The organism is Bradyrhizobium sp. WSM1417 (assembly GCF_000515415.1).
In the GTDB taxonomy this organism is placed as follows: Bacteria; Pseudomonadota; Alphaproteobacteria; order Rhizobiales; family Xanthobacteraceae; genus Bradyrhizobium.
Map to the genome: position 1 here is coordinate 7,679,522 of NZ_KI911783.1, position 25,355 is coordinate 7,704,876.

21 protein-coding genes and 1 pseudogene are annotated in these 25,355 nt (G+C 65.1%); 13 read left to right on the plus strand and 9 right to left on the minus strand.

What is annotated here, in order from left to right; genetic code table 11:
* Positions 1–29 precede the first annotated feature (29 nt).
* A complete protein-coding gene (locus BRA1417_RS0137600) occupies positions 30–845 on the plus strand; it encodes a DUF2927 domain-containing protein (protein WP_027520206.1) in 816 nt (271 codons plus the stop codon).
* Between the two features lie 36 nt (positions 846–881).
* Here the strand turns inward: BRA1417_RS0137600 and BRA1417_RS0137605 are convergent, their stop codons facing one another.
* Both BRA1417_RS0137605 and BRA1417_RS0137610 read right to left on the minus strand, forming a co-directional pair.
* The gene (locus BRA1417_RS0137605) at positions 882–1,688 is read right to left on the minus strand and encodes a class I SAM-dependent methyltransferase (RefSeq protein WP_027520207.1); all 807 of its coding nucleotides are present in this window, start codon (positions 1,686–1,688) and stop codon (positions 882–884) included.
* A gap of 101 nt (positions 1,689–1,789) precedes the next feature.
* Positions 1,790–2,917 (minus strand): threonine synthase, encoded by a 1,128-nt coding sequence (locus tag BRA1417_RS0137610; protein WP_027520208.1) that lies wholly within the window; start codon positions 2,915–2,917, stop codon positions 1,790–1,792.
* 387 nt (positions 2,918–3,304) lie between these two features.
* On the opposite strand from BRA1417_RS0137610, the gene BRA1417_RS0137615 reads away from it, so the two are divergent.
* The 4 genes from BRA1417_RS0137615 to BRA1417_RS0137630 all read left to right on the plus strand — a co-directional run bounded on the left by BRA1417_RS0137615 (position 3,305) and on the right by BRA1417_RS0137630 (position 6,823).
* Positions 3,305–4,561, plus strand: coding sequence for a GTP cyclohydrolase II (locus BRA1417_RS0137615; RefSeq protein WP_007614497.1), 1,257 nt, complete (start codon positions 3,305–3,307; stop codon positions 4,559–4,561).
* Positions 4,562–4,568: 7 nt separating this feature from the next.
* Complete coding sequence (locus BRA1417_RS0137620; RefSeq protein ID WP_027520209.1) at positions 4,569–5,807, plus strand: URC4/urg3 family protein; 1,239 nt, start codon at positions 4,569–4,571, stop codon at positions 5,805–5,807.
* 95 nt (positions 5,808–5,902) lie between these two features.
* Positions 5,903–6,532, plus strand: a complete 630-nt coding sequence (gene upp, locus BRA1417_RS0137625) for a uracil phosphoribosyltransferase (RefSeq protein ID WP_027520210.1) — start codon at positions 5,903–5,905, stop codon at positions 6,530–6,532.
* Between the two features lie 78 nt (positions 6,533–6,610).
* Positions 6,611–6,823 carry a hypothetical protein gene (locus tag BRA1417_RS0137630; RefSeq protein ID WP_027520211.1) on the plus strand — a complete coding sequence of 71 codons (213 nt, stop codon included), beginning with the start codon at positions 6,611–6,613 and terminating at the stop codon, positions 6,821–6,823.
* A 16-nt stretch (positions 6,824–6,839) separates the two neighbouring features.
* Here BRA1417_RS0137630 and BRA1417_RS0137635 read toward each other — a convergent pair whose 3' ends face one another.
* The 3 genes from BRA1417_RS0137635 to BRA1417_RS0137645 all read right to left on the minus strand — a co-directional run bounded on the left by BRA1417_RS0137635 (position 6,840) and on the right by BRA1417_RS0137645 (position 9,688).
* Complete coding sequence (locus BRA1417_RS0137635) at positions 6,840–7,331, minus strand: DUF305 domain-containing protein (RefSeq protein WP_027520212.1); 492 nt, start codon at positions 7,329–7,331, stop codon at positions 6,840–6,842.
* Positions 7,332–7,432: 101 nt separating this feature from the next.
* Positions 7,433–8,539, minus strand: a complete 1,107-nt coding sequence (locus BRA1417_RS0137640) for a M48 family metallopeptidase (RefSeq protein WP_027520213.1) — start codon at positions 8,537–8,539, stop codon at positions 7,433–7,435.
* Between the two features lie 3 nt (positions 8,540–8,542).
* Positions 8,543–9,688, minus strand: a complete 1,146-nt coding sequence (locus BRA1417_RS0137645; RefSeq protein ID WP_027520214.1) for a DUF898 family protein — start codon at positions 9,686–9,688, stop codon at positions 8,543–8,545.
* A gap of 393 nt (positions 9,689–10,081) precedes the next feature.
* Here BRA1417_RS0137645 and BRA1417_RS0137650 point away from each other — a divergent pair, with 393 nt between their 5' ends.
* Together BRA1417_RS0137650 and BRA1417_RS0137655 are read left to right on the plus strand one after the other, a co-directional pair.
* On the plus strand, positions 10,082–11,347 hold the full coding sequence (locus tag BRA1417_RS0137650; protein WP_027520215.1) for a cytochrome P450: 1,266 nt from the start codon (positions 10,082–10,084) through the stop codon (positions 11,345–11,347).
* Positions 11,348–11,553: 206 nt separating this feature from the next.
* Positions 11,554–12,828, plus strand: coding sequence for a cytochrome P450 (locus BRA1417_RS0137655; protein ID WP_027520216.1), 1,275 nt, complete (start codon positions 11,554–11,556; stop codon positions 12,826–12,828).
* A 224-nt stretch (positions 12,829–13,052) separates the two neighbouring features.
* Here BRA1417_RS0137655 and BRA1417_RS0137660 read toward each other — a convergent pair whose 3' ends face one another.
* Entirely contained in the window at positions 13,053–13,973 is a 921-nt protein-coding gene (locus tag BRA1417_RS0137660) for a LysR substrate-binding domain-containing protein (protein WP_027520217.1), read from the minus strand.
* Positions 13,974–14,097: 124 nt separating this feature from the next.
* Here BRA1417_RS0137660 and BRA1417_RS0137665 point away from each other — a divergent pair, with 124 nt between their 5' ends.
* The 4 genes from BRA1417_RS0137665 to mdlC all read left to right on the plus strand — a co-directional run bounded on the left by BRA1417_RS0137665 (position 14,098) and on the right by mdlC (position 19,018).
* A complete protein-coding gene (locus BRA1417_RS0137665) occupies positions 14,098–15,267 on the plus strand; it encodes an acyl-CoA dehydrogenase family protein (RefSeq protein WP_027520218.1) in 1,170 nt (389 codons plus the stop codon).
* 10 nt (positions 15,268–15,277) lie between these two features.
* The gene (locus tag BRA1417_RS0137670) at positions 15,278–16,381 is read left to right on the plus strand and encodes a CaiB/BaiF CoA-transferase family protein (protein WP_027520219.1); all 1,104 of its coding nucleotides are present in this window, start codon (positions 15,278–15,280) and stop codon (positions 16,379–16,381) included.
* 18 nt (positions 16,382–16,399) lie between these two features.
* Positions 16,400–17,248: a MaoC family dehydratase N-terminal domain-containing protein gene (locus BRA1417_RS0137675; RefSeq protein ID WP_027520220.1), complete on the plus strand. Its 849-nt coding sequence runs from the start codon at positions 16,400–16,402 to the stop codon at positions 17,246–17,248.
* Positions 17,249–17,395: 147 nt separating this feature from the next.
* On the plus strand, positions 17,396–19,018 hold the full coding sequence (mdlC, locus tag BRA1417_RS0137680; RefSeq protein WP_027520221.1) for a benzoylformate decarboxylase: 1,623 nt from the start codon (positions 17,396–17,398) through the stop codon (positions 19,016–19,018).
* Positions 19,019–19,193: 175 nt separating this feature from the next.
* On the opposite strand, the gene BRA1417_RS0137685 is transcribed toward mdlC, so the two are convergent.
* Entirely contained in the window at positions 19,194–19,988 is a 795-nt protein-coding gene (locus BRA1417_RS0137685) for an SDR family oxidoreductase (RefSeq protein ID WP_027520222.1), read from the minus strand.
* Positions 19,989–20,044: 56 nt separating this feature from the next.
* Positions 20,045–20,740 carry a hemolysin III family protein gene (locus tag BRA1417_RS0137690; RefSeq protein ID WP_027520223.1) on the minus strand — a complete coding sequence of 232 codons (696 nt, stop codon included), beginning with the start codon at positions 20,738–20,740 and terminating at the stop codon, positions 20,045–20,047.
* 184 nt (positions 20,741–20,924) lie between these two features.
* Between BRA1417_RS0137690 and BRA1417_RS0137695 the strand changes: the two genes are divergently transcribed.
* On the plus strand, positions 20,925–22,394 hold the full coding sequence (locus BRA1417_RS0137695) for a YcjX family protein (protein WP_027520224.1): 1,470 nt from the start codon (positions 20,925–20,927) through the stop codon (positions 22,392–22,394).
* Positions 22,391–23,416: a YcjF family protein gene (locus BRA1417_RS0137700; RefSeq protein ID WP_027520225.1), complete on the plus strand. Its 1,026-nt coding sequence runs from the start codon at positions 22,391–22,393 to the stop codon at positions 23,414–23,416. Before BRA1417_RS0137695 ends, BRA1417_RS0137700 begins: the two co-directional genes overlap by 4 nt.
* 36 nt (positions 23,417–23,452) lie before the next feature.
* Here the strand turns inward: BRA1417_RS0137700 and BRA1417_RS41545 are convergent.
* Positions 23,453–24,988 (minus strand): annotated as a pseudogene (locus tag BRA1417_RS41545) (glycosyltransferase family 39 protein); the annotation flags it as partial.
* Between the last annotated feature and the right edge of the window lie 367 nt (positions 24,989–25,355).

The window sequence follows — 25,355 nt, forward strand, 5'->3', positions numbered from 1 at the left end:
GGTTCCGAATACGGCAGCGTCTCCTGGCAATGAGCGCATTGGCCCCGCCTTCGTCCGGCTTTCGCATCGCCCTGCTGGCGCTCGCCACCTTCGCGTTCGTCCCTGACACCGCTACCATCGCCCTCGCGGGCGAATTGCCCGCGATCGCCTCGCGCCAGCGCGCCGAGAAGAAGAGCTTTACCGACGGCGAGATCGTCGATGGCTTTCTCAAGACGGCGTTCGGCGCCGAATATCATCTCGCCGGCCGCGTCGACCGCATCCGCAAGTTCGACGGGCCGGTGCGCGTGTTCGCCGAGAGTGACCGCGCCGACCGCAAGGCGCAGCTCGCGAAAGTCGTAACCGACATCGGCAAGCGCGTGCAGCATCTCGACATCGCCATGATCGAGAGCAGCGAAGCGGCGAATGTGCGGGTGAAGCTCGTGCGCGACCGCGATCTGTTCCGCACCATCTCGAGCTTCTACGGTGCGGAGAAGGCCCGCGAGATCCGCACCTCGCTCGATCCGCAATGCCTGTCCGGCTTTCGCAAGAACGACAATTTCGAGATCGAGCATTCCGACGTCATTCTCACCGTCGACAACGGCGATTTCACCTTCCTCGACTGCGCCTATGAGGAGCTGCTGCAATCGCTCGGCCCGATCAACGACACCGCGAGCGTGCCCTGGACCATGTTCAACGACAACGTCTCGATGGGCTATTTCGACGTCTACGACCAGTACATCCTCAATTTGCTCTACGATCCCCGCATCAAGGCCGGCATGACCGTGGCTGAGGTCAAGGCCGCGCTGCCCGACGTGCTCACCGATGTACGCGTTTGGGTGAGGCGCGTGAACGATCTGAAGGAATAGAGGCGCTCTTCCCCCACAAGGGAGAAGAGAAAACAGTCACACCTTCTTCGCCTTCGACATCAAAAATTGCTGGCGCATCACGTTGTTGCTTCCGTCGAAATATTCGGAGATCAGCGCCTCGAACTCGCTGCGAAAACTCCGCAGCTTGTCCGGCTCGTCCTTGTACTGGGCAATGAGCTTGATCAAAGGCCCGATCGTCGCTTCCATGGTGCGGCGGAAATGCTGCGGGCTGAGTGCGGACGGCGTCATGATGTCCATGTCGAAGGCGATATCCTTCGCTTTCCCCGCGAGACGTTCGGCGACGATCTTGGGATCGCCCCACGACACCGGTGATGCCACGCCCTCGGGCGGCGGCAGATGGCGGCCGATCAGTGCGAACATCCGTCCGACATAGAGATGCGGCGGCCAGGTAGAGAAGGCGATGGTGCCGCCCGGCTTCAGCACGCGCAGCATCTCGCCGATGGCGACCTCGGGACGCGGCGCGAACATGTGGCCGAACTGGCTGAGCACCACGTCGAACTCGTTGTCGCCATAGGGCAGGCTTTCGGCGTCGCCTTCGGCCAAGTCGACATCGAGGTTCGCCAGCTGCGCGTGCTCGCGGGCGCGTTCGATCAGGACCGGCGACAGGTCGAGGCCCCTGACCTTCGCACCGCGGCGTGCCGCCGTGATCGCGGCGACGCCGGTGCCGCATCCGACGTCGAGCAGCCTTTGGCCGGTCGCGACCCCGGCGAAGCTGACGAGCTTGGCGGCCGAGGGTGTCGTGAACACTTCCATCGGCGTGAACAGCGACCAGGCTTCCTTCTGGACTGCCTTGAAACCAGCAAACGGGTCTTGGTCGGCCATGGAACTCTCCCTTCGCTCGATGTCGGCCTTCATGAGGCTGACGACAGATGCCAAAGGTTCAACGCGGTCCCATGACGGCGACGGCTTCGCCTCGTCGCGTCCTATTGCACCAGATCGGCAACGATGGTCGCGGCCTTGAGGCCGGTGCCGGTGAGGACCGCGACCGTGGTCTCGTTCGCCTTGATGGCACCGGTGGCGGATAGTTTGTCCAGCGCGGCGGCAGCACTGGCGCTGGTCGGCTCGGCGAACAGGCCCTGCCGCGCAAGGCGCCGCAGCGCGGCGACGATCTCATCCTCGGTGAGTGCGACGGTGCCGCCGCCGCTCTCGCGCAACGCGCCGATGATCTCGCGCAGACGCAGCGGATGCTTGATCGCGGTGCCTTCGGCGATGGTCTTGTTCACCTCGCGCGCGACAGGCGTGTCGAGGCCCGCCTTGAAGCTCGCATCGATCGGCGAGCAATTGAGCGGCTGTGCCGCAAACAGGCGCGGCAGCCTGGTGATCTGACCGGCTTTCAACAGCTCACGGAAACCAAAGGCGCAACCCAAAAGGCTGCTGCCGGCGCCGACCGGGACGATGACGTTGTCGGGGGCGCGGAAGCCGAGATCTTCCCAGATCTCATAGGCGAGCGACTTGGTGCCTTCGAGGAAGAACGGTTGCCAGTTGTGGCTGGCATAGAAGGTCTGGCTCGACTGCCGGATGGCCTCGGCCTCCGATTCCTCGCGCGGGCCCTCGACCAGCTGCACCGCGGCGCCATAGGCGCGGACCTGCGCGATCTTGGCCGGTGACGTCGATGCAGGCGCGAGGATCTTCACGCGCATGCCGCCGGCGGCACCTAACCCCGCCATCGACGAGCCGCCATTGCCGGACGAGTCCTCCAGAATGGCCTCGACGCCGATCTGACGAAGGAAGGACAGCATTACGGCGGAGCCCCGGTCCTTGAAGCTGCCGGTCGGGTTGAACCATTCGAGCTTGAAGAACGGGCGCAGCTCGCCCCAGGCCTGCTGCACCAGCGGCGTGCAGCCTTCGCCGAGCGTGATCGGAGTCTTGATCTCGACCGGCAGCGCCGCCCGGTAGCGCCAGAGCGAGCGCGCCCGGCCGTCGATGTCCTCGCGCGACATCCCTGCCCCCGGCGTCACCAGCAGCGGCGTGCGCTCATCCGAGCACCAGCGCGGCTGGTCCAGCGGATAGAGGTTACCGTTGCGAGGGTCGATGTAGGCGGCGGCGGACATGGCGGTCTCCAAGGAAGGCGATAGGGCAAAGGCGATCCGTACGTTGGGTTTGATGACACGTTTTGTCCGGAAACTCGACGCCCGCCACGCAAGCCGTGCGGCGCCTCTTGAAAACTCGAAAACCATAATTACTTCATCAGCTTACACCGATGGCGACGAGCTCCGCCAGTGCAGTGGCGTGGCATTCGGGCAAGCGCTGCCGGGTCGCGGGACGACGGGAATTTGGCCGCGAGCCGCCCTGCCCTGCGCAGCACGATTAACTTGTCTGTCGCGACTGCCCGCTACAATATGTTGGATTGAGCTCGCGCCGCCGGTGTTCCGCATCGGCAGCGCGACGAGCCAAGGCCCGTCCGAGCGGCGGGCCGTTGGCTTTTTGGGAGTTTGGTCATGAGCCGCGCGAACCGTACCGACCACATCCGCCTCACCTCCCATCCGGAGCCGGGCCGGACAGCCGCATTCCCGATCCACTGGGGCGCCGCCGATGCACGCGCCCGCGGACCGATCATCGGCACGGTGTCGCGCGCCGGGGATCGCAACGTGATCGGCAGCCATGGCGGCTCCTATGCGATGTACCGCGCGCTCGCGGTGTCCGCCGGCGCGCTCGATCCGATCCGGCGTCCTGACCTCACCAACACCTTTCCGGCCGCGACCATCGGCCCGTTCCCGCAGTGGAGCGATCCCGCCAAGATCGTCGCGCTCGATCCCTGGGGGCATCTCGTCGCCGAGAATTTCGGCAAGGACATCGCCGAGGGCATCGACATCAGGCCGAGCATCGCGGTGACGCGTGCGCGGCTGGACCTGCCGGAGATCCGCGAGGCGCTCGCGGCCAAGCGCCTGCGCGCCGACGGCGACGTCGTGCACGCCAATGGCAGCGTGTCGGTGGTGAAGATCGCGATCGATCCGGTCTGGTATCTGCCGGGCCTTGCGGAGCGCTTCGCGACCAATGAGACCGAGCTGCGGCGCACGCTATTCGAGCAGACCGCCGGCATGTTCCCCGAGCTGGTGACCCGGCCGGACATGAAGGTGTTTCTGCCGCCGATCGGCGGCACCACCGTCTACATGTTCGGCGACGTCACCAAGTTGCCGGACCATCGCACCAAGATCACCTGCCGCGTGCATGACGAGTGCAACGGCTCCGACGTGTTCGGCTCCGACATCTGCACCTGCCGCCCCTACCTCATTCACGGCATCGAGGAATCCGCGCGTGGCGCGCAGGAGGGCGGGCTCGGGCTCGTGATCTACAACCGCAAGGAAGGCCGCGCGCTCGGCGAGGTCACCAAATTCCTGGTCTACAATGCGCGCAAGCGCCAGGAGGACGGCGATGCCGCCGCCGCCTATTTCGAGCGCACCGAATGCGTTGCCGGCGTCCAGGACGCGCGCTTCCAGCAATTGATGCCCGACACCATTCATTGGCTGGGCCTGAAGCGCATCGACCGCTTCCTGTCGATGAGCGACATGAAGCATGACGCGCTGACCTCGCAGGGCATCGACATCGTCGAGCGCGTGCCGATCCCGCCCGAGCTCATTCCCGCCGACGCCTATGTCGAGATCGCCGCGAAAAAGGCCGCCGGCTATTACTCCACCGACATCGCGCCGGAGAAGGACGTCGACGGCGTGGTCGGGCGTTCGCTGGAAAAATACTGATCGATTGATGGCAGACGCTCTGGAATTGCAGGCCCGTTCGCTGCTCAGCGCAGCAGCGGTTCGCGCGCGTGCCGGCGAGATGTTCGAGATCGGCCTGAACGGCGGGCTGACGCATTTCACGATCGATCTCGATCGCATGGATGGCGTTGCCGACGCCGTGCTCGCGGTGACGCGCGAGGCCTATCCGACGCTGGAGATTCCGTTCCATGCGCGCTGGCGGCATTTCGTGCTCGGCGGTGTCGACCGTTGGGCGCGGCTTGCGGATTCGGCGTCGTGGACCGATCGCGCGGCGCGAGCGCGGGCGGAGTTCGACCTTGCCATCGTCAGCGTGCTGCTCGATGCCGGCGCGGGGGCGGCGTGGCGATATCGCGACGCCGTGACGGGACAGAGCATCGGCCGATCCGAAGGACTCGCGATTGCAAGCCTCGACATGTTCGCGAGCGGTCTTTTCTCCCGCGATCCCCGCGCACCTTTCAGGGCCGATGCCGACGTGCTCGCGCACCTGCCGCTCGCCGCGCTCACATCCGCTTTTCAGGTGAGCGATGCCAATCCGCTGCTCGGGCTCGAGGGGCGGATCGATCTGCTGCGACGCCTGGGCAAGCTGGTGACGGAGCGCGCGGACGTGTTCGGCGCGCACGATACGCCGCGGCCGGGCGGGTTGTTCGATCACATCGCGGCACAGGCCAAGGGCGGCGCGATTCCCGCGCCCGCGATTCTCTCGGCGGTGCTGAACCAGCTCGGACCGATCTGGCCATCGCGGCTCGAGCTTGCCGGGATTCCGCTCGGCGATTGCTGGCGCCATCCGGCGATCAAGGCCAGCGATGCGACCGCGGGCCTCGTGCCCCTGCACAAGCTGTCGCAATGGCTGAGCTATTCGCTGATCGAGCCGCTCCAGCGTGCCGGGTTTGACGTCACCGACATCGACGGCCTGACCGGGCTTGCCGAATACCGCAATGGCGGCCTGTTCGTCGATCACGAGCTGCTGCGCCTGCGCGACGCCGCTGACGCTGAGCGTGCGCATGCGGTGGACTCCCTGCTCGTCGTCGAGTGGCGCGCGCTGACCGTGGCGCTGCTGGACCGGCTCGCCGAACTGGTCCGCGCCAAACTCGGCCGCACTCCTGAGACATTGCCGCTCGCCAGCATTCTGGAAGGCGGCACCTGGGCCGCGGGCCGCGCCATCGCCTTCGCGCGCCGCCCCGACGGTTCGCCGCCGCTCAAGGTGATCAGCGACGGCACGGTGTTCTAGTCTCTCGTTCGAGTTCGCGGAAACAGACCCCTCATCCGGCGCTTCGCGCCACCTTCTCCCACAAGGGGAGAAGGGAGAAAGCAAGAGCACCCGTCATGCAAGGCGTCACGATCGTCGATCATCCGCTGGTGCAGCACAAGCTGACCCTGGTGCGGGACAAATCGATCTCGACCAAATCGTTTCGGGAGCTGATCAAGGAGATCGGCATGCTGCTGTGCTACGAGGTGACGCGCGACCTGCCGCTCGCCGATACCGTCATCGAAACGCCGCTGGCGACGATGCATTCGGCCAAGATCGCGGGCAAGAAGCTGGTCTTCGTACCGATGCTGCGCGCCGGCACCACCTTCGTCGACGGCATGATGGATCTGGTGCCGACCGCGCGCGTCGCACATATCGGCCTCTATCGTGAGCCGCACAGCTTTGCGGCGGTCGAGTACTTCTTCAAATCCCCATCCGATCTCGGCGAACGCCTGGCGATCGTGGTCACGCCGGTGGTTGCGACCGCCAATACGGCTGTGGCCGCGATCGATCGGCTGAAGGAGCGCGGCGCCAAGGACATTCGCCTCGCCTGCCTGATCGCCGCCCCCGAAGGGCTCGAACGGCTGCGCGGACTGCATCCGGACGTCCCGATCTGGACGGCCGCGGTCGACGAAGGTCTCGACGAGAACGGTTTCATTTTGCCGGGCCTTGGCGACGCCGGCGACCGCGCCTACGGGACGAGATAGGCGCCGGCCTGCAAACCGCGTCACGTTAGGAACAGCTTCGCCCGCGCAAGGTTTTCCTGCTCTACGATGGAGAGTACGATGACCTATCAGGATGACGACCGCAGGGTAGACAGAGCACGCCGCAACAGCCCGGTGGGCTGGGCGATCGGCGCGATCTTCGTGATCGCCGTGGTCGCGGCCGTCTTCTTCTACAATGGACGCGACGTCGGTCCGCAGACCACGACCACCAGCCCGAACAACGCGCCGAGCGTCACCACGGGCTCAACCAATCCGGCCGCCCCGGCAAAGTGATACGAGGGCCGCTCCGTCAGGTCGGCGGCCGCGGCGGCAGATCCTTCGCGTCCGCGGGCGCGGGCTTCTCCTTGAGGTCGGCGATCAACCGTTCCATTTCGCCGATCTCCCGCACCTGGGCTTCGATGATGTCGTCGGCCAGCTTGCGGACTCGGGGATCCCTGATGTGCGCGCGCTCGCTCGTGAGAACCGCGATGGAATGATGCGGGATCATCGCCTGCATATAGGCAACGTCGGTCACGGTCTGCTGGCTACGAACGAGCCAGAGCGAAACCGCAAACACGATAGCGCTGGCAGCCAGAATGGCGACGTTCGCCGTACGGTTCCTGTACATGCCCCACATGAAAGCGAGCATCACGGCGGCCATGACGGCGCCCATCAGCAACGCCATCCACGTCCGGGTCTGGCTATACCAGACGTGATCCAGAGCGAAGGTGTTGAGATACATCAGACCGAACATGATCACGGTGGAAGCCGCGATCATCGTGACGAAACGACCGTAAGCCATGAGGAACTTCCCGCTGTTTATGGGAGATAACCACTCTCCGAGGGATCGTTCCTCGCCGACGGGTGATTTGTCGCGGGGCCGACGCCTCGGCGGCAAGAGATTCAGATCTTGCCGCTGCCGCAGATCCCCTTCAGCGCCTGCCACTCCGCATCCGTCAGCAGCGGCGGGCCGCTGGCGGGGCGATCCTCCTTCGTCATGCGCGCGAGCCGGCCCTCCGTCAGCGGATGGCTCGCCAGGATCGACGTGAGGCCGCCGCCTTCCTTGCCGGTGATGCGGAACATCAATTCGGCCGCAGGCTTCGGCGAGCGGCCGAGCTTGTGCATGATCTCGATGGCAAAACTATCCGCAGCGGTCTCGGCCTCACGCGAATAGGAGGCCTCGACCACGCTGCGCGAGGCGAAGATCACGGCGCTCGAGCCGGTGACGTCGCCGAACAACAGGCCGATCAGAAACGAGGTGCCACCGTTATAGATGAGGCCGCGCATGTTGTCGTAATGCTTGAGGTGACCGAGCTCGTGAGCGAGGATGCCGGCAAGCTCGTCCGGGCTTTCGGCCTTCTCGAGCATACCTTTCAGCACGAACACCTTGCCACCGGGCAGCGCGAACGCATTCGGCACCGGGGTCGGCAGCACGCCCGCGGTCATGGAATCGTCATCGAGGCCGGCGGCATCGCGCAGCCGATTGACGAGTTTGAGGAAGGCTGCCTTCCCCGCCGCATCCTCGCACGCATTGCGGCCGAAGATGGTCTTCACCTGAACCTCCGACGCATCGCCGATGCGCCGCTCGATTGGTTTCGGGACCAGCGGCGCGAGGCGGTCGGCAGCGAGCGGCACGCCGAACAGCACGACGCAGACGATGGAGACGGTGGCAGCCATCGACCAGCCGACGATTTTTGCGACGCCACGGCGCGAGGTCTGGTGGTCGTCGAGCCGCATGCAGCGGGCAGTCACGTCTGAGGCGAGCAAAGCGTCGCGGATTTCCAGCCGCGCCAGCGGCGGCGCGGAAGCGCAGGCGAGCCGCAAAATGCCGGGCGGGCTATCGGCGCGGCGGATGTCGGCATAGGCCCAGCGAACGGGCGCACCCTCTTCGAGGATCTCGAGCGCGTCACTGAGCGTCAGCGTCACCTGCCGCCTGCGGCTCGACACGCCGTCGAAGAAGATGGTCGGCTTTGCGGATTGCGCCGGGGCCTCAGCGAATACGTCACTCACAGCTCAGAATCCCGCGACATCGAGTCCATCGGCAAAGCCTTCGCCGAGCGCGCTGGCAAGCTCGGCGCTGCCGCGCACATCCGCGGCGGCGGCGATGTTGTGCACATCGACGGTTTCCAGCACCTTGGCCCAGAGATCGCGCTGGAGATAGACCCGCATGACGATGTTGAGGGCCAGGGCGAGTGCGAGGTAGCCGACGACCATCATCACCAATGTCGGGATGCTCTTGCCGGCATTGCCGGGCCCCAACGCCTGCTCGACCGAAAGACCACTCAGCGTGACCACGAGCATGGTTGCTCCGCCGATATAGGCGGCGAAGATGGCCGAGAGCAGCGTCCACCAGCCGATCACCTTCCAGTACAGGCCGTAGAATGCGTTGTGCGGCAGTTGCGAGGACAGGCTGACGTCGCCGATGCGGATGCCGTCGAGCCACCAGCGCCACTCGCGCGCCTTGAACTCGGCATAGAAGAACGGCGCGAGCGGAAAGATCACCATTGCAATCGGGCTCAGCAGCCACAGCCACCAGGCGCGCTTGAAGAAGGTCCAGCCGTCGGCTTTGAAATCGCCGCTCAAATCGCCGTAATGAGTGTGCCGCATCTTGTAGCGTTCGAGCGAGGCCTCGCGCCACGGCAATGCGAGCCCGAGCGTCAGGAACACCAGCAAGCCCCACAGCATGGCGCGGAACGAATAGGCCCAGCCCGATCCGTCCATCCAGAACCGCACGCCGCGCCAGACCGTGCGCGTCAGGCGATAACGCCGCGCGCGAAAGATCGCAAACTGGCCGAAGGCATAGAAGCTGATGAACAGCGGCGTCGAGGCAAAGCCCTGCCAGCGCTCGAACTCGATACCGACAAGGAAGTAAGCGAGGTAGATCGGCACCAGGATCGCGAGCGCGAACAGGAAGCCGACCAGGAGCTCCTTGGCCCGCCCGGTATATTCGGCGGCGTCGCCATCAACCGCGGTGTTCGCCCACAGATGACGGCGGATGTCGGTGACGAGCCAGAACCGGTAGAAGCCGAAGGTGACGAGCTCGAGCATGGCACCCTTGGTGACCAATTTGCGAAACTCGGTACGGTTGCCGGTGAAATCGACCCCCGTGGGCGGCAGCGGCGGGGGTAAGGGTTCGGAGCCGATGGGGGCCCATTGCATGTCGTTCACGGCGGCAACCTCGGGATGCGGACCTGGTTCGATCAAACTATAGATCAGAGATTAGTCGATCCCCAAGATGGGCGGGTTCGATTTAGCTCGATTCCGGTCGATTTCTGGCACGATTCCACGGCCGAGGGCGTGCGCGAGATCACGTTCGCGAATGTCCCGTAGATGGGGTAACGGGCCGGCTCCGGATGGAGCGCAGCGCAATCCGGGACAGCGGCAGTGGCGCCCCGAACCCCGGATTACGCTTATGCTCCATCCAGGCTACTGGCGAGACCGTGTGGCAAAACTCGCCCTTGCTCCGGCGCAGACAACCGGCTGTAATTGCAAATCAAATACCGCAGCGCAGAATTCAACGAGAACGCGCGGTTCATGTCAGGGAGAGCGGTCATGCATGGGACCATCGAAAGCGCGGCGAAGCTCGACGCGTTACGCGCACGCGCAACGTCACTGCCGCTGGAGCAGTTCGATCCGGGCGACCCCGAGCTGTTCAGGACCGATACGTTCTGGCCCTATTTCGATCGCCTGCGTCGCGAAGATCCCGTGCACTATTGCAAGGACTCGATGTTCGGCCCGTATTGGTCCGTGACGCGCTACAACGACATCATGGAGATCGAGACCAATCATTCGGTGTTCTCCTCAGCCTCCTCGCTCGGCGGCATCACCATCCGCGACATCGATCCGGAACTGCGCCGCGAGAGCTTCATCTCGATGGACCCACCGCGCCACGCGGCGCAGCGCAAGACCGTGGCGCCGATGTTCACGCCGACCCATCTGGACAACCTCGCGCTGAGCATCCGCAAGCGTTCGGCCGAGTGCCTGGACAATCTGCCGCGTGGCGAGGTGTTCGACTGGGTCGACCGCGTCTCGATCGAGCTCACCACGCAGATGCTCGCCGTGCTGTTCGACTTTCCCTGGGAGGATCGCCGCAAGCTGACGCGCTGGTCGGACATCGCGACCACCATTCCCGGACCCGACGGCCTCGTCGCCACCGAAGACGAGCGTCAAGCCGAGCTGACGGAATGCGCCGGCTATTTCACGCGATTGTGGAAGGAACGGATCGAGCAGCCGCCCAAGAGCGACCTGTTGTCGATGATGGCGCACGGTGCCGCGACGCGCGACATGGACGCGAAGAACTTCCTCGGCAATCTGATCCTTCTGATCGTCGGCGGCAACGACACCACCCGCAACACCATGTCCGGTTCGCTCGACGCGCTGAGCCAGCATCCGGAGCAATATCGCAAGCTGCGCGAAAACCCCGCGCTGCTCGACAGCTTCGTGCCGGAAGTGATCCGCTGGCAGACACCGCTGGCCCATATGCGGCGCACCGCGCTTGCGGACTTCGAGTTCCGCGGCAAGCAGATCAAGAAAGGTGACAAGGTCGTGATGTGGTACGTCTCGGGCAACCGCGACGCCGACGCGATCGAAAAGCCCTACGAATTCATCATTGACCGCGCGCGGCCGCGCACGCATCTCTCGTTCGGTTTCGGCATCCACCGCTGCGTCGGCTTGCGGCTTGCCGAACTCCAGCTCAAGATCATCTGGGAAGAAATCCTCAAGCGATTCGACCATATCGAGGTGGTCGGCGAACCCAAGCGGGTCTATTCGAGCTTCGTGAAGGGTCTCGAAAGCTTGCCGGTGAAGATCGCGGCGTGATGTGGCATACGCCGGTGCTTCTCTCCCTCGCCCCGCTTGCGGGGAGAGGGTGGGGTGAGGGGGAATCTCCACGAGGACGGTGACCGCCGACTCGTGGAGACTCCCCCTCACCCGGATCGCATCTAGCGATGCGATCCGACCTCTCCCCGCAAGCGGGGCGAGGTGAACTGCGTCTCGGCGTCCGATTCAAACACTGGAGAACCACCATGAACATCCAAGCGCCGGTTCAAGTGGACAAGGCCGAACGCATGCGCAGGGCTCGCGAAGAGGCCTATGCGACCCCGCTGGCGCAGTTCCACCCGGGCGCGCCCAGACTGTTCCAGGACGACACCTTGTGGCCGTGGTTCGAACGGCTGCGCAAGGAAGAGCCGGTGCATTACTGCACCAACGCGCCGATCGAACCGTACTGGTCGGTGGTGAAGTACGACGACATCATGCATGTCGACACCAACCACGGCCTGTTCTCCTCTGACTCGACGCTCGGCGGCATCGGGATCCGCGACGTGCCGGAAGGTTACGACTGGCCGAGCTTCATCGCCATGGACCAGCCGCGTCATTCGTCGCAGCGCAAGACGGTGTCGCCGATGTTCACGCCGACTCATCTGGACGAACTGGCAAAACTGATCCGCCAGCGTTCGCAGACCGTACTAGACAATCTGCCGCGCAACGAGACCTTCAATTTCGTCGAGCGCGTCTCGATCGAGTTGACGACGCAGATGCTGGCCACCCTGTTCGACTTCCCCTGGGAGGAACGGCGCAAGCTGACGCGCTGGTCCGATGTCGCGACCGCGCTGCCCAAGAGCGGCATCGTGGCCTCGGCCGAAGAGCGCCGCCGCGAGATGGACGAATGCTACGCCTACATGTCCAAGCTCTGGAACGAGCGCGTCAATTCCGCGCCGCGCAACGATCTGCTGTCGCTGATGGCGCACAACGACGCCACGCGGTTCATGGATCCCGACAATCTCATGGGCAACATCATCCTGCTCATCGTCGGCGGCAACGACACCACGCGCAATACCATGACGGGCTCGGTGCTGGCGCTGAACGAGAACCCGGAGCAGTACGACAGGCTGCGCGCCAACCCGGAACTGATCGATTCCATGGTGCCCGAAGTGATCCGCTGGCAGACCCCGCTCGCGCATATGCGGCGCACCGCGCTGCAGGACACCGAAGTTGGCGGCAAGCACATCAAGAAGGGCGACCGCGTCGTGATGTGGTACGTCTCCGGCAACCGCGACGAGGAGATGTTCGAGAGGCCGAACGAGTTCATCATCGATCGGCCGCGGCCGCGCACCCACCTCTCCTTCGGCTTCGGCATCCACCGCTGCGTCGGCATGCGCCTCGCCGAGCTCCAGCTCAAGATCGTCTGGGAAGAGATGCTGAAGCGCTTCGACCGCATCGAGGTGGTCGGCGAGCCCAAGCGGATCTATTCGAGCTTCATCAAGGGATACGAGTCGTTGCCGGTGAGAATCCCGGGGTAGGCTCATCCTCCGTCATTGCGAGGAGCCCTTGCGACGAAGCAATCCAGACTTGTAACCGCGGAGGGATTCCTGGATTGCTTCGCTGCGCTCGCAATGACGAGGTTTTGGCGGCACGTGCGCGCCAAACTGGCGACGCACCTCCCCGGCTATAAAATTCCGGCATGACAGCTCGCGCCAGATGCGAAGGCGAGATCGCGCGCGACTGGTCTACGACACCGGCACATCTAACTCAACTTGATGTCCCACACGCCGTCCTTGCGGCAGGCGGCGACCTCCTCGCGCAGGAGGGCGGTGACGGCAACCGAGGCCGTCGAGACCGGACGGTCGATCGGAGAGGCGAATATGAGCTCGCGCGTCATCGGCTTCGAGACGAGAGCGGTTTCCAGCCGCCCGTCCGCGACCTCGCCGCGGACGGATGATGGCGGCAGCAGCGCGAAGCCGAGGCCTTCCTCGACGAGGCTCGTGAGCACGCGGAACGAATCCGCTTCGAGCTGGACGTTGAGCTTGATCTTGCGTTGCGCCGCCGCGTGCTCGATCAGCGCACGGAGGCCGTGGGAATGACTGGGCAGCACCAACCGTTGCCGCAGCAGCCAGCCGACATCGACGCTCTTCTTGCGCGCGAGGCCGCAGCCGCGCGGACCCACCGCGACGATGTTGTCGCGACCGAGGCTCTCCACGTTGAGATGCAGATCGGCGGAGCGGCCGTAGAGGATGGCGAGATCCATCTCGCCGCGATGCAGCCATTCGACGAGATGGCCGCTGTAGCTCTCGACGATGCGCAGCGAAATGCCGGGAAACTTTTCGACGCAGCGCCGCGCGAAGCGCGCCGACAGCACGCAGCTCACGGTCGGGACCAGGCCGAGCACGACCTGGCCGGACGGCGGCCCCTTGGACGACTGGATGTCGTCGCGGATCTGGTCGATCTGCCGCACGATGCCGGAGGTGCGCGCCAGCAAGAGGCGGCCGGCATCCGTGAGCACCATGCCGCGGCCGTTACGGGTGAACAATTCGGTGCGCAGCTCGTGTTCCAGCAGCTTGATCTGCCGGGAGAGCGCCGGCTGCGCCACGCGCAACGTGTCGGACGCCTTGGAGAGGCTGCCGAGCTCCGCCACGCAACTGAAGGTCCTGAGCTGACGGAAATCCATGCTTGCCAATCCTGGAAGGCTACTCCATACGCTATAGCAAATGCGCATAGGGGGCTGGCATTGTTTTCACAACGCCAGAGGATCGGCCGGCGTTATCCTAACTGCCGCACATACGGGAAACCCCATGAGTGAAGAACACCACACCGAAGATCACGCCGACATCCGCGAGGCCGTTGCAAAGCTGTGCGCGCAGTTTCCCGGCGAATACTGGCGCAAGCTCGACCGTGAGATGGCCTACCCCAAGGCCTTCGTCGAGGCGCTGACCGAGGCCGGTTATCTCTCGGTGCTGATCCCCGAGGAATATGGCGGCGCAGGCCTGAAGCTTTCTGCGGCCGCGGCGATCCTCGAAGAGATCCAGCGCGCGGGCTGCAACGGCGGCGGCTGCCACGCCCAGATGTACACGATGGGCACCGTGCTGCGGCACGGCAATGACGAGCAGAAGGCAAAATATCTTCCGAAGGTGGCGAGCGGCGAATTGCGGCTGCAGGCCTTCGGCGTCACCGAGCCGACCAGCGGCACCGACACCACCTCGCTGAAGACCTTCGCCCGCAAGGACGGCAATGCCGGCTACGTCGTCAACGGCCAGAAAATCTGGACCAGCCGCGCCGAGCATTCCGACCTGATGCTCCTGCTGGCGCGCACCACGCCGAAGGACCAGGTCAAGAAGCGCACCGACGGTCTTTCCGTGTTCATTGTCGACATGCGCGAGGCCAAGAACAACGGCCTCGAGATCCGCCCGATCCGCACCATGATGAACCACGCCACCACCGAAGTGTTCTTCACCGACATGAAGGTGCCGGCGGAAAATCTGATCGGCGAGGAAGGCAAGGGCTTTCGCTACATCCTCTCCGGCATGAATGCCGAACGGATCCTGATCGCGGCCGAATGCGTCGGCGATGCCAAATGGTTCATCGCCAAGGCCACCAACTACGCCAAGGAGCGCAGCGTTTTCGGCCGGCCGATCGGCCAGAATCAAGGCATCCAGTTCCCGATCGCCAAAGCCTATGCGGCGATGCGTGCGGCCGAATTGATGGTGAAGGAAGCCACGCGCAAATACGAGGCCGGGCTCGACTGCGGCGCGGAGGCCAACATGGCAAAAATGCTCGCGGCCGATGCATCGTGGGAAGCGGCGAATGCCTGCGTCCAGACCCATGGCGGCTTTGGATTTGCCGAGGAGTACGACGTCGAGCGCAAATTCCGCGAGACGCGGCTCTATCAGGTGGCGCCGATCTCGACCAACCTCGTGCTGTCCTTCATCGCCGAGCATGTGCTCGGCATGCCCCGCTCGTACTGAGGCAGCCATCATGGGAGCTCTTGACGGGATCAGGGTGATTGCGGTCGAGCAGGCGGTGGCGGCCCCGTTCTGCTCGTCGCGGCTGGCGGATGCCGGCGCGGAAGTCATCAAGATCGAGCGGCCCGAAGGCGATTTCGCCCGCGGCTATGACGCGGCCGCCAAGGGCCAGAGCAGCTATTTCGTGTGGCTGAACCGCGGCAAGCAATCGGCGGTGGTCGATCTCGCCACCAAGGAAGGCTGCGCTGAGCTGGAAAAACTGATCGCGAGCGCCGACGTGCTGATCCAGAATCTCAAGCCGGGCTCGATGGACAAGCTCGGCTTTTCGCGCGAGCGGCTGCTGAAGGATTATCCCAGGCTGATCTCGTGCACGATCACCGGCTATGGCGACGACGGCCCCTATGCGCACCGCAAGGCCTATGATCTGCTGATCCAGGCCGAGAGCGGCCTTGCCTCGATCACCGGCAATCCCGACGGTGCCTCACGGGTCGGCATGTCGATCGTCGACGTCGCGACCGGCGCGACCGCGCATGCGGCGATTTTGGAAGCCCTGATCGGACGCGGGCGTACCGGCAAGGGCGCCGACATCCGCATCTCCATGTTCGACGTGATGGCGGACTGGTGTACCGTGCCGCTGCTCAACTCGGAAGCCGGCAATCCGCCCAAGCGCATGGGGCTGCGCCATCCCTCGATCGCACCCTATGGCGTGTTCACGTCCAGCGACGGCAAGGACATCCTGATCTCGATCCAGAGCGAGCGCGAGTGGAAGACGCTCTGCGCAAAGGTGCTGGACCAGCCGGATCTGCCTGCCGATCCGCGCGTTGCCAACATGGTCGAGCGCGTGCGCAACCGCGATTTCACCGACAAGACGGTCGCGGATGCCTTCGCCAAGATGACGCGCGACGAGCTGCTCAAGCGGCTGTCCGATGCCGACATCGCCTTTGCCGAGGTCAACACCATGGCAGACCTCGCCAAGCATCCGCATCTGCGCCGCATCGAGGTCGACACACCGCAGGGGCCCGTCAGCTATCCCGCGCCGGCGCCGATCATTGTCGGCGAAACGCGCAGCTATGGTGCCGTGCCGGCGATCGGCGAAAGACCGGCCAAAAAATCGTAACAACAAGAGCGAGGCATCATGACCGAGAAGCTCGACATCGATCATCTCAGGCAATGGATCGGCCGCAGCGAAGAGGCCACCGACACCGTCACTGCGCAGCTCGTGAAGAGTTTGCGCGCGACGCTGTTCCAGGAGGTCGGTTCGCCCAAGGCCGGCGATGCGGCGCCGTTTACGGTGCATTGGTGCCTGGCCCAGCCGGTGTTTCCGATGTCGATGCTCGGCCCTGACGGCCACCCCACCCGCGGCGGCTTCCTGCCGCCCGTGCCGCTGCCGCGCCGGATGTGGGCCGGCGGCGAGATCGAGTTCCTGCAGCCGCTACGCGTCGGCGATGAATCGACGCGGACCTCGCGCATCGCGAACGTGCAGGTGAAGACCGGCTCGACCGGCACGCTGTGCTTCGTCTCGGTCGAGCACAGCATCTCTTGCCCACGCGGCGTCGCCATCCGCGAGCGGCAGGACATCGTCTATCGCGAGATGACGACGACGCCCGCGCCGGCAAAGGCCCCGCCTCCGCCGCCCAAGGCGCAGCATCGCGAGACGCATGTCTCCGATCCCGTGCTGCTGTTTCGATATTCCGCGCTGACCTTCAACGGTCACCGCATCCATTACGACCGCGACTACGTCACCAAGGTCGAGGGCTATCCGGGCCTGATCTTCCACGGGCCGTTGCAGGCGGCGCTGATCATCGAGATGGCGGCGAAGCTGCACGGCGGCAAGGCGCCGAAGAAGTTTTCGTATCGCGGGGTGCAGCCGCTGTTCGAGGGCTCGGAGTTCTCCATCAACGCCAACGAGACCGCTGATGGCATGGAGCTGTGGACCGCGAACGCGGAAGGGCAGCCGACGATGAAGGGGACGGCGGTGTGGTGACACACTGCTGCTTCTTCTCGTCATTGCGAGCGTAGCGAAGCAATCCAGAATCCCTCCGCAGTGGCAGTCTGGATTGCTTCGTCGCAAGGGCTCCTCGCAATGACGGGTGGGGCTGATAGCGCCAACAAACATCAGGGAACGGAAACCATGGCGAAGAACGGCAAGACCGGCAGCAAATCCGTCACCGTCAAGCAGGCGACGCTCGACCTGCTGCGCTCCTTCGGCATCAGACGCGTGTTCGGCAATCCCGGCTCGACCGAGCTGCCGTTCCTGAGCGACTGGCCCGACGACATCGACTACGTTCTGGCGCTTCAGGAGGCCTCCGCGGTCGGCATGGCCGACGGCTATGCGCAGGCGACGCGCAATGCCGGCTTCGTCAATCTGCATTCGGCCGCCGGCGTCGGCAATGCGCTCGGCAACATCTATACCGCGCATCGCAACCAGACGCCGCTGGTGATCACCGCGGGCCAGCAGGCGCGCTCGATCCTGCCGTTGCAGGCGTTCCTCTATGCGGAGCGTGCATCCGAATTCCCGCGGCCTTATGTGAAGTACAGCGTGGAGCCGGCGCGGCCCGAAGACGTGCCGGCCGCGATCGCACGCGCCTATTACACCGCGATGCAGCCGCCATGCGGGCCGACTTTCGTCTCGATTCCGGTCGACGATTGGGCGCATGCGACAGCTCCCGTCGAAGCCCGCAAGGTCAGTCGCGAGATAGCGCCTGAGGCTGACGCGATGAAGGCGCTGGTCACCGCGCTCGGTTCAGCCAAGCACCCTGCCCTTGTCGTCGGCCCCGGCGTCGATCGCGCCGGCGCGGTCGATCTGATGGTGCGCGTGGCCGAGAAAGCCAGGGCCAGCGTCTGGGTCAGCCCGTTTTCGGCGCGCTGCTCGTTCCCGGAACGCCATCCCCAATTCGCGGGCTTCCTGCATGCCTCGCCGGCGCAATTGTCGGACGCGCTGCGCGAGCACGACCTCGTCGTCGTGATCGGCGCGCCCGTGTTCACCTTCCACGTCGAAGGCCACGCCGCCATCTTCGACGGCGGTGCGACGATCTTCCAGATCACGGATGACCCGGACGCCGCAGCGGTGACGCCGGTCGGAACCAGTATCATCGCGACGATGAAGCCGGCGCTCGCAATGCTGCTCGAGCTCTTGCCGGAGAGCAAGCGCGCGGCACCGAAGGGGCGAACGCTGCCGCCGGCACCGCAGGCCGCCGATCCGCTCCCGGTCGAATTCCTGCTGCATTCGCTGTCGCAGGCGATGCCCGGCGGCGCGTCGCTGGTCGAGGAAATTCCCTCGCACCGGCCGGCGATGCAAAAGTTCATGCCGATGCGCGGCCAGGACAGTTTTTACACCATGGCGAGCGGCGGGCTCGGCTACTCGCTGCCGGCCGCGGTCGGCATGGCGCTCGGCAAGCCGAACAGCCGCACGGTGTGCCTGATCGGCGACGGCTCGGCGATGTATTCGATCCAGGCACTGTGGACCGCCGCGCAGCGCAAGCTGCCGCTCACCATCGTCGTCATCAACAATTCCGGCTACGGCGCGATGCGCTCGTTCAGCCAGGTGATGCAGGTGAGGAACGTGCCGGGACTGGAGCTGCCGGGGATCGATTTCGTCCGGCTCGCCGAGGGCATGGGTTGCCATGCGGTGCGGGTGAGCAAGGCAGCTGAGCTGGGCGAAGCGCTCGAGCGCGGGATGGCATTCGACGGGACCAGCCTCGTCGAGGTGATCGTGGATTCGGCGGTGCCGGTGCTGTACGGGCAGAAGCATTAGGAGCGCACGTAGCTTCATGCCGTCGTCCTGGCGAAAGCCAGGACCCACTACCCCAAGAAGTAATTTGGCGAAGACTTGTCGTTCGGTACTGCTACTACGGCAAGATCGGTAGACCTCGCGGTATGGGTCCTGGCCTTCGCCAGGACGACACCGGAGGTCATGGCGCGCCTCTTCCCTACCTCCCGAACTCGTCGCGCATCCTGGCCTGGATCTTGGCCATGCCGCCGATCCAGCGGTCGTAATTCTCGGTCTTCTTGCGCACGTAGCCGAGCACCTGCGGGTGCGGCAGGATCAGGAACGTCTCCTGCGCGAGGCCGGCGAGCACGTCCTCGGCGACCTGCTCAGGCGAGAGATCACCGTCGCCGGATTGCGGGCCCTTGGGGATCGAACGCAGCATGTTGGTGTCGACGCCCTGGGGGCAGAGGATCGAGACGCGGATGTTGTGCGCCTTGTGCGAGATCGCGAGATTTTCGGCAAAGCCGACCGCGGCATGTTTGGTGGTGGAATAAGCGGGGCTACCGACCTGCGACAGCAGGCCCGCGGCCGAGATGGTGTTGAGGAAATAGCCGCCGCCGCGCGCCTTCATGCGCGGGATCAGATGCCGCGCCGCATAGACATGCGCCATGACGTGGATAGCCCAGCTGCGCTGCCACGGCTCGTCGGAGGCGCCGCCGGCATTGACCGACATCGGGTCGAAGCCGCCGCCGATGCCGGCATTGGAGCAGAACAATTCGATCGGGCCGAACTGCCGCTCGGTCTCCTCGATGACGTGGGCAATATCCTTTTCCTGCGCGACATCGCATTTGAAGGCCGCGCCATCCACCGTGGCTGCAACCGCCCGCGCATTGTCCGCGTCCATGTCGGCGACGACGACCTTGGCCGCACCGGCCTTGTGAAAGGCCTCGCACAGCGCCTTGCCGATGCCGTTGGCGCCGCCCGTGACGACCACGACCTTGCCGGTCACCTGCATGCGACGTCTCCTCTTGTCTTATACCGTTTTGGCTTATTCCGCTTCGCGGAGCTTGCTCAGCTCAACACGAGATCGAGCACCGCGGTATAATGGCACGCCGCGCCGGCCAAGACAAAGCCGTGCCAGATCGCATTCTGGAAGCGCAGCCGCCGCCAGGCATGGAAGATCACGCCAAAGCTGTAGAGCAGTCCGCCCGCAAGGATGAAGCCCAGCACCAGCGCGGGCAGCGCCTTGACCACGGAATCGTAGAGCATGATGCCGCTCCAGCCCATGGCGAGGTAGATGCCGACCGCGACGCGGTCGAACCGGCCGGGATAGAGAAGTTTCAGCACGATGCCCAGGATCGCCACACACCAGACACCAGTGAGCAACACCAGCGCGAAGCCGCTGTCCTTCACCTCCAGGATGAACGGCGTGTAGGTCGCCGCGATCAGGAGGTAGATCGCCGAATGGTCGAATCGCCGCAACAGCCATTTGGCCGGCGAGATCGGCCAGAGATTATAGGTCGCCGACAACACCAGCATCGAGAGCAGGCCGGCGACGTAGATCGAGACCCCGACGATGTCGGTTGCGTCGGCATAGAGCACCGTCAGTACCACCAGCACGGTCGCAGCGACGATGCCGCAGAGCACGCCGATCGCGTGGATCACGCCGTCGGCGATCAGCTCGGCGCGGTCGTAATGCCAGCCGATCGCGTCGGCGGCTGCGTGGACGGAGGAGGATGCGAGCTGTTTCAGTTGGAAGACGGTCATGGCAATCCGCAAGGTGAGACAATACCCTCTTGTATGGGTGTTTTGGGATCGGCGCGTCGTTCAAACGGGTGATTTGCCGACAAAGACGGTGGAAGTATGAAGCTTGATTTTCCTCAGGCAGTTGCCACTTTTGTGACTAGTCCTTTTTACGTATCCGCCCTCGCCCGAGATTCCCAACGTTCATATGGCATTTAGTTTCCAGGATATGGTCGAAGAAGCGCGCCTGTCGGCGAGGGCGCTGATCGACTATGGCGAGCACTTCTTCAATCCGACCGTGCGGCTCGGGGTCACCGGCCTGTCGCGGGCCGGTAAGACGGTGTTCATCACCGCGCTGATCCACGGTCTGACGCGCGGTGGTCGGTTTCCGGTATTCGAGGCCTATTCATCCGGGCGGATCGCGCGGGCGCATCTGGCGCCGCAGCCGGACGACGCCGTGCCGCGCTTTGCCTATGAGAGCCATCTGCGCGCGCTGATCGAGGAGCGGCGCTGGCCGAGCTCGACCGTCGACATCAGCGAGCTCAGGCTCGTCATCGACTACCAGCGCCCGAACGGCGCCGACCGCACGCTGACGCTCGACATCGTCGACTATCCCGGCGAGTGGCTGCTTGACCTGCCGCTGCTTCAGAAGAGTTTTGAGCAATGGTCGGCCGAAAGTCTCGCGCTGTCGCGCGAGGCGCCGCGCGTCCATCTTGCCGCGGACTGGCACGCGCATCTCGCAACCCTCAAGCCCGAGGCGCGCGAGGACGAGCAGGCGACGCTCACGGCCGCAAAGCTGTTCAGGGGCTATCTGCAAGGCTGCCGCGACGAGCGGTTTGCGATGAGCCTGCTGCCGCCCGGCCGCTTCCTGATGCCGGGCAATCTCGCCGACACACCGGCGCTGACCTTTGCGCCGCTTGACGTGCCCGCGGGCGGCCAGGCGCCGGAGGGATCACTGTGGGCGATGATGGTACGCCGCTACGAGGCCTACAAGGACGTCGTGGTGCGGCCGTTCTTCCGGGATCATTTTGCCCGGCTCGATCGCCAGATCGTGCTGGCCGACGCGCTCGCCGCGTTCAACGCCGGCCCCGAAGCGCTGCACGATCTCGAAGCCGCGCTCGCGGGCATTCTCGACTGCTTCAACATCGGCCGCAGCACGATCCTCTCCGGCCTGTTCCGGCCGCGGATCGACCGCGTGCTGTTCGCGGCGACCAAGGCGGATCATCTGCATCATTCCAGCCATGACCGGCTCGAGGCCGTGCTGCGCCGCGCGGTGACCCGCGCCGTTGCCCGCGCGGAAACGACCGGGGCGGAGATCGACGTCGTCGCGCTCGCCGCCGTCCGCGCCACGCGCGAGGCGCAGGTCGCGCATGGCCGTGACAAATTGCCGTCGATCTTGGGAACGCCGGCCGCCGGCGAAAGCGCCGGCGGCGAGTTCTTCGACGGCAACACCGAGGTGGCAACCTTTCCGGGCGACCTGCCGCTGGATCCCGAGCCGCTGTTCAACGGCACCGACGCGTTCCGCGGGCTCTCGACCGAGGCCGCCGGGAAGAGCGATTTTCGCTTCCTGCGTTTCCGTCCGCCAAAGCTCGAACGCGAGGGGGCCGACCAGCCGGCGCTGCCCCACATCCGCCTCGACCGTGCCTTGCAGTTCCTGATCGGAGACAAATTGTCATGAACGACCGATCAAAGTCACGGCGACCGGCGACGTTCCGGCTCGACGACCCCGGCGTCGTCGTTACCGGGGCCGACGAGACGACCCGGCTCGGCCGCACCACCATCCAGATCACGCCGGAGCCGGATCCGGCGAATTTGCCGGTGCCGATCGCAGCGACGCTTCCGACGCGACGCGGCTTTCCCTGGGGCACATTGTTCTGGTCCGGCGTTGCCGGGCTGACGCTGCTCGGGGTCGGACTCGGCGTCGTCCGTCTGATCGAGGATCTGTTCGCGCGCAGCGAAAGCCTCGGCTTCGTCGGACTGGCGCTTGCCTTCGTCACAGCACTTGCGCTCGCGGTGGTGACCGGACGCGAGGCGTTCGGGCTGGCGCGGCTGGCAACCATCGAAAAACTGCATCAGCGCGCGGCCGCCGTCCTTGCCAGCGACGACCGCAAGGAGAGCCGAATCATCGTGCAGGATCTGCTCAAGATTGCACATCAGAACCCGCAGCTCGCGCGCGCCCGTGCCGCACTGGAGAGCCACGCCGGGGAGATTATCGACGGCGCCGACATGATCCGGCTCGCCGAGCGCGAATTGATGTCGCCGCTGGACATCGAGGCGCGGCGGCTGGTGTCGTCAGCCGCGCAGAAGGTCTCGATCGTGACAGCGGTTTCGCCGCGCGCGCTGATCGACGTGTTGTTCGTGTTCGTGGCGTCGCTGCGCCTGATCCGCCAGCTCGCTTTTCTCTATGGCGGGCGTCCCGGCGCGCTCGGCATGATCCGCCTGCTCCGCCACGTCATCGCCCATCTCGCCATTACCGGCGGCATGGCCGCGAGTGACAGCCTGGTGCAGCAGATGCTCGGCCACGGCATTGCGGCGAAGCTGTCGCAGCGGCTGGGCGAAGGCATGCTGAATGGATTGCTGACGGCGCGGCTGGGCCTCGCCGCGATCGACGTCACACGGCCGCTGCCGTTCGCGGCACTGCCGCCGCCGAAGCTGTCGGATCTCGCCACGGATCTGCTGCGGAAGAAGGAAGAGGAGTGATCTTTCGCCTCTCCCCGCACGCGGGGAGAGGGAGAGGGCCAGCACGCGCCACTGGAACAGCGGCGAGTTCGTCGGCGGCGACAGCTCCGGCGTCCAGCCTGAGAGCTTCTCCAGCACATAATTGTCCATCACGAGACCCCGCCAGCGGCGCTCGACTTGACCGAGCGGCTCGCGCTTGGCGGGGATGTTCTCCCACAGCGATGAGCGGTCGTCCGGTTCTCGCCCAACATAAATGCCGGCGTGGCCCTTGATCCGGTCTAGGCCGGGATCACGAAAGTCCTGGAAGCGGCCGCGCTCGTTGATCTCGATCACGGGCACGCGGCCCCTAAACAGCCAGCGCATCATGGCATAGGTGCGGTAGTCCGTCGTGGCGATCCAGGTCGCGCCGGTCTCGTCCAATGCGGCCTGTGCGCGCGCGGCGACCTGCTCGTAGCCGGACTCGGCACCGATCGGATCAATCTTGCCGAGAAAATTCCAAGGCGCGGCGACGTAATAGAGGAACACGATGACAACAAAAGCGATGCCCGAGACCACCGCCGTGTTGGCCCAGAACAGCGACGCCCTGATCATCCGCGCCGATCTTCCTTCGCCCGACAACATGGTGAGGTTGACAGCGGCGGCGGCGAAACCGACCGGCCACATGAACATCGGCCAGGTGTCGCCGACGCGGAGGGTCAGGGATTTCGCGAGAAAATAGAGAAACGGCACCAGGACCGCGGTCGACAACAAAATCGCGACCGGCTCGCGCGTGCGATAGCCGCGCCACGCCGTCATCACCACCCCCGTCAGCACCACCGGCAGCATGACGAAGCCGACCAGACCGAATTGGAGGCCGATGTAATCGCCGAAGGTGCGGAGCGAGATGCCGTAGCTGGTGGTGGCGCGCACGCCCTGGAAGCGGATCGCGGCCCAGTCGTGTTGCACGTTCCAGATCAGGACAGGCGAGAATACGGCGATTGCGATCAGGATCGCGAAATACGGATAGGGGCTGCGCAGCCAGCGCCAGCGCCAATCCGGCACCAGCAGAAAGGCGGCAACCGCCGGCGCGAACATGATCACGGTGAATTTCGACAGCATCGCCAGCCCGGCGAACAGGCCGGCCGCGAGCCACCAGCGGCCATCGCCGCCCTGCGCAAGCCGCACCAGGCACCACATCATCGCCACCGCAAACGGGATCATGGCGACATCGGGCGCGACCTTGGCCATCAGCAGGCCGTAATAGAGCGCGGCCTCCGGCATCAGCACCGCGAGCACGACGGCGCGCACATCATGGGTGAGGCGGCGGACGATATCGGCGAGCAGGAGCTGCGTCACCAGCATCGCGACGATGCCGCCGAAGCGCACACCGAGCGGGGTGTCGCCGAAGATCGCGGTGCCGAACCGGATCAGCCAGGCGATCCCGGGGGGATGATCCAGGAAGCTGAGCGCCGTCTCCTGCGACCAGGTCCAGTAATAGGCCTCGTCCGTGCGCAGCTCGATGGCCGAGGCGTAGGCGATGCGCAGCAGCGTCATCGCGGCGATGATCGCCGCGGCCATGACGAACGGCCGGCGCGCCGCGCCAGCGGGGGGCATCGTGATGTCGGGAGCTGTCGTCACGGCGGCGCTTTTCGCCAACCTGGGAGGGGGAGTCAATGTTGGGGGGACCGAAGCTGGGACCGCATACACCGCTGTCGTCCCGGGGCGCGACGCAGTCGCGAGCCCGGGACCCATAACCACAGGAAGGGGTTCGGCGCGAGCTGATAACCACGAGCCGTCGCCAAACTTTGCCCTGTGGTTATGGGTCCCGGCCTTCGCCGGGACGACAGCGGAGGGGATTGGCGGGCACGGCGCTCAAGTGCGCTTTTGCCTACCCTACGATTTCGTAACCTTGCCGCGGATGTGATCCCGCAAGCTGGCCATCCCCGGAATTAAACGCGACGCTGGCTGTTCTCCTTCATGA

Coding starts and splice junctions, on each gene's coding strand:
- BRA1417_RS0137600 (WP_027520206.1), top strand. CDS start 30: ATGAGCGCATTGGCCCCGCCTTCGTCCGGCTTTCGCATCGCCCTGCTG.
- BRA1417_RS0137605 (WP_027520207.1), bottom strand. CDS start 1,688: ATGGCCGACCAAGACCCGTTTGCTGGTTTCAAGGCAGTCCAGAAGGAA.
- BRA1417_RS0137610 (WP_027520208.1), bottom strand. CDS start 2,917: ATGTCCGCCGCCGCCTACATCGACCCTCGCAACGGTAACCTCTATCCG.
- BRA1417_RS0137615 (WP_007614497.1), top strand. CDS start 3,305: ATGAGCCGCGCGAACCGTACCGACCACATCCGCCTCACCTCCCATCCG.
- BRA1417_RS0137620 (WP_027520209.1), top strand. CDS start 4,569: ATGGCAGACGCTCTGGAATTGCAGGCCCGTTCGCTGCTCAGCGCAGCA.
- upp (WP_027520210.1), top strand. CDS start 5,903: ATGCAAGGCGTCACGATCGTCGATCATCCGCTGGTGCAGCACAAGCTG.
- BRA1417_RS0137630 (WP_027520211.1), top strand. CDS start 6,611: ATGACCTATCAGGATGACGACCGCAGGGTAGACAGAGCACGCCGCAAC.
- BRA1417_RS0137635 (WP_027520212.1), bottom strand. CDS start 7,331: ATGGCTTACGGTCGTTTCGTCACGATGATCGCGGCTTCCACCGTGATC.
- BRA1417_RS0137645 (WP_027520214.1), bottom strand. CDS start 9,688: ATGCAATGGGCCCCCATCGGCTCCGAACCCTTACCCCCGCCGCTGCCG.
- BRA1417_RS0137650 (WP_027520215.1), top strand. CDS start 10,082: ATGCATGGGACCATCGAAAGCGCGGCGAAGCTCGACGCGTTACGCGCA.
- BRA1417_RS0137655 (WP_027520216.1), top strand. CDS start 11,554: ATGAACATCCAAGCGCCGGTTCAAGTGGACAAGGCCGAACGCATGCGC.
- BRA1417_RS0137660 (WP_027520217.1), bottom strand. CDS start 13,973: ATGGATTTCCGTCAGCTCAGGACCTTCAGTTGCGTGGCGGAGCTCGGC.
- BRA1417_RS0137665 (WP_027520218.1), top strand. CDS start 14,098: ATGAGTGAAGAACACCACACCGAAGATCACGCCGACATCCGCGAGGCC.
- BRA1417_RS0137670 (WP_027520219.1), top strand. CDS start 15,278: ATGGGAGCTCTTGACGGGATCAGGGTGATTGCGGTCGAGCAGGCGGTG.
- BRA1417_RS0137675 (WP_027520220.1), top strand. CDS start 16,400: ATGACCGAGAAGCTCGACATCGATCATCTCAGGCAATGGATCGGCCGC.
- mdlC (WP_027520221.1), top strand. CDS start 17,396: ATGGCGAAGAACGGCAAGACCGGCAGCAAATCCGTCACCGTCAAGCAG.
- BRA1417_RS0137685 (WP_027520222.1), bottom strand. CDS start 19,988: ATGCAGGTGACCGGCAAGGTCGTGGTCGTCACGGGCGGCGCCAACGGC.
- BRA1417_RS0137690 (WP_027520223.1), bottom strand. CDS start 20,740: ATGACCGTCTTCCAACTGAAACAGCTCGCATCCTCCTCCGTCCACGCA.
- BRA1417_RS0137695 (WP_027520224.1), top strand. CDS start 20,925: ATGGCATTTAGTTTCCAGGATATGGTCGAAGAAGCGCGCCTGTCGGCG.
- BRA1417_RS0137700 (WP_027520225.1), top strand. CDS start 22,391: ATGAACGACCGATCAAAGTCACGGCGACCGGCGACGTTCCGGCTCGAC.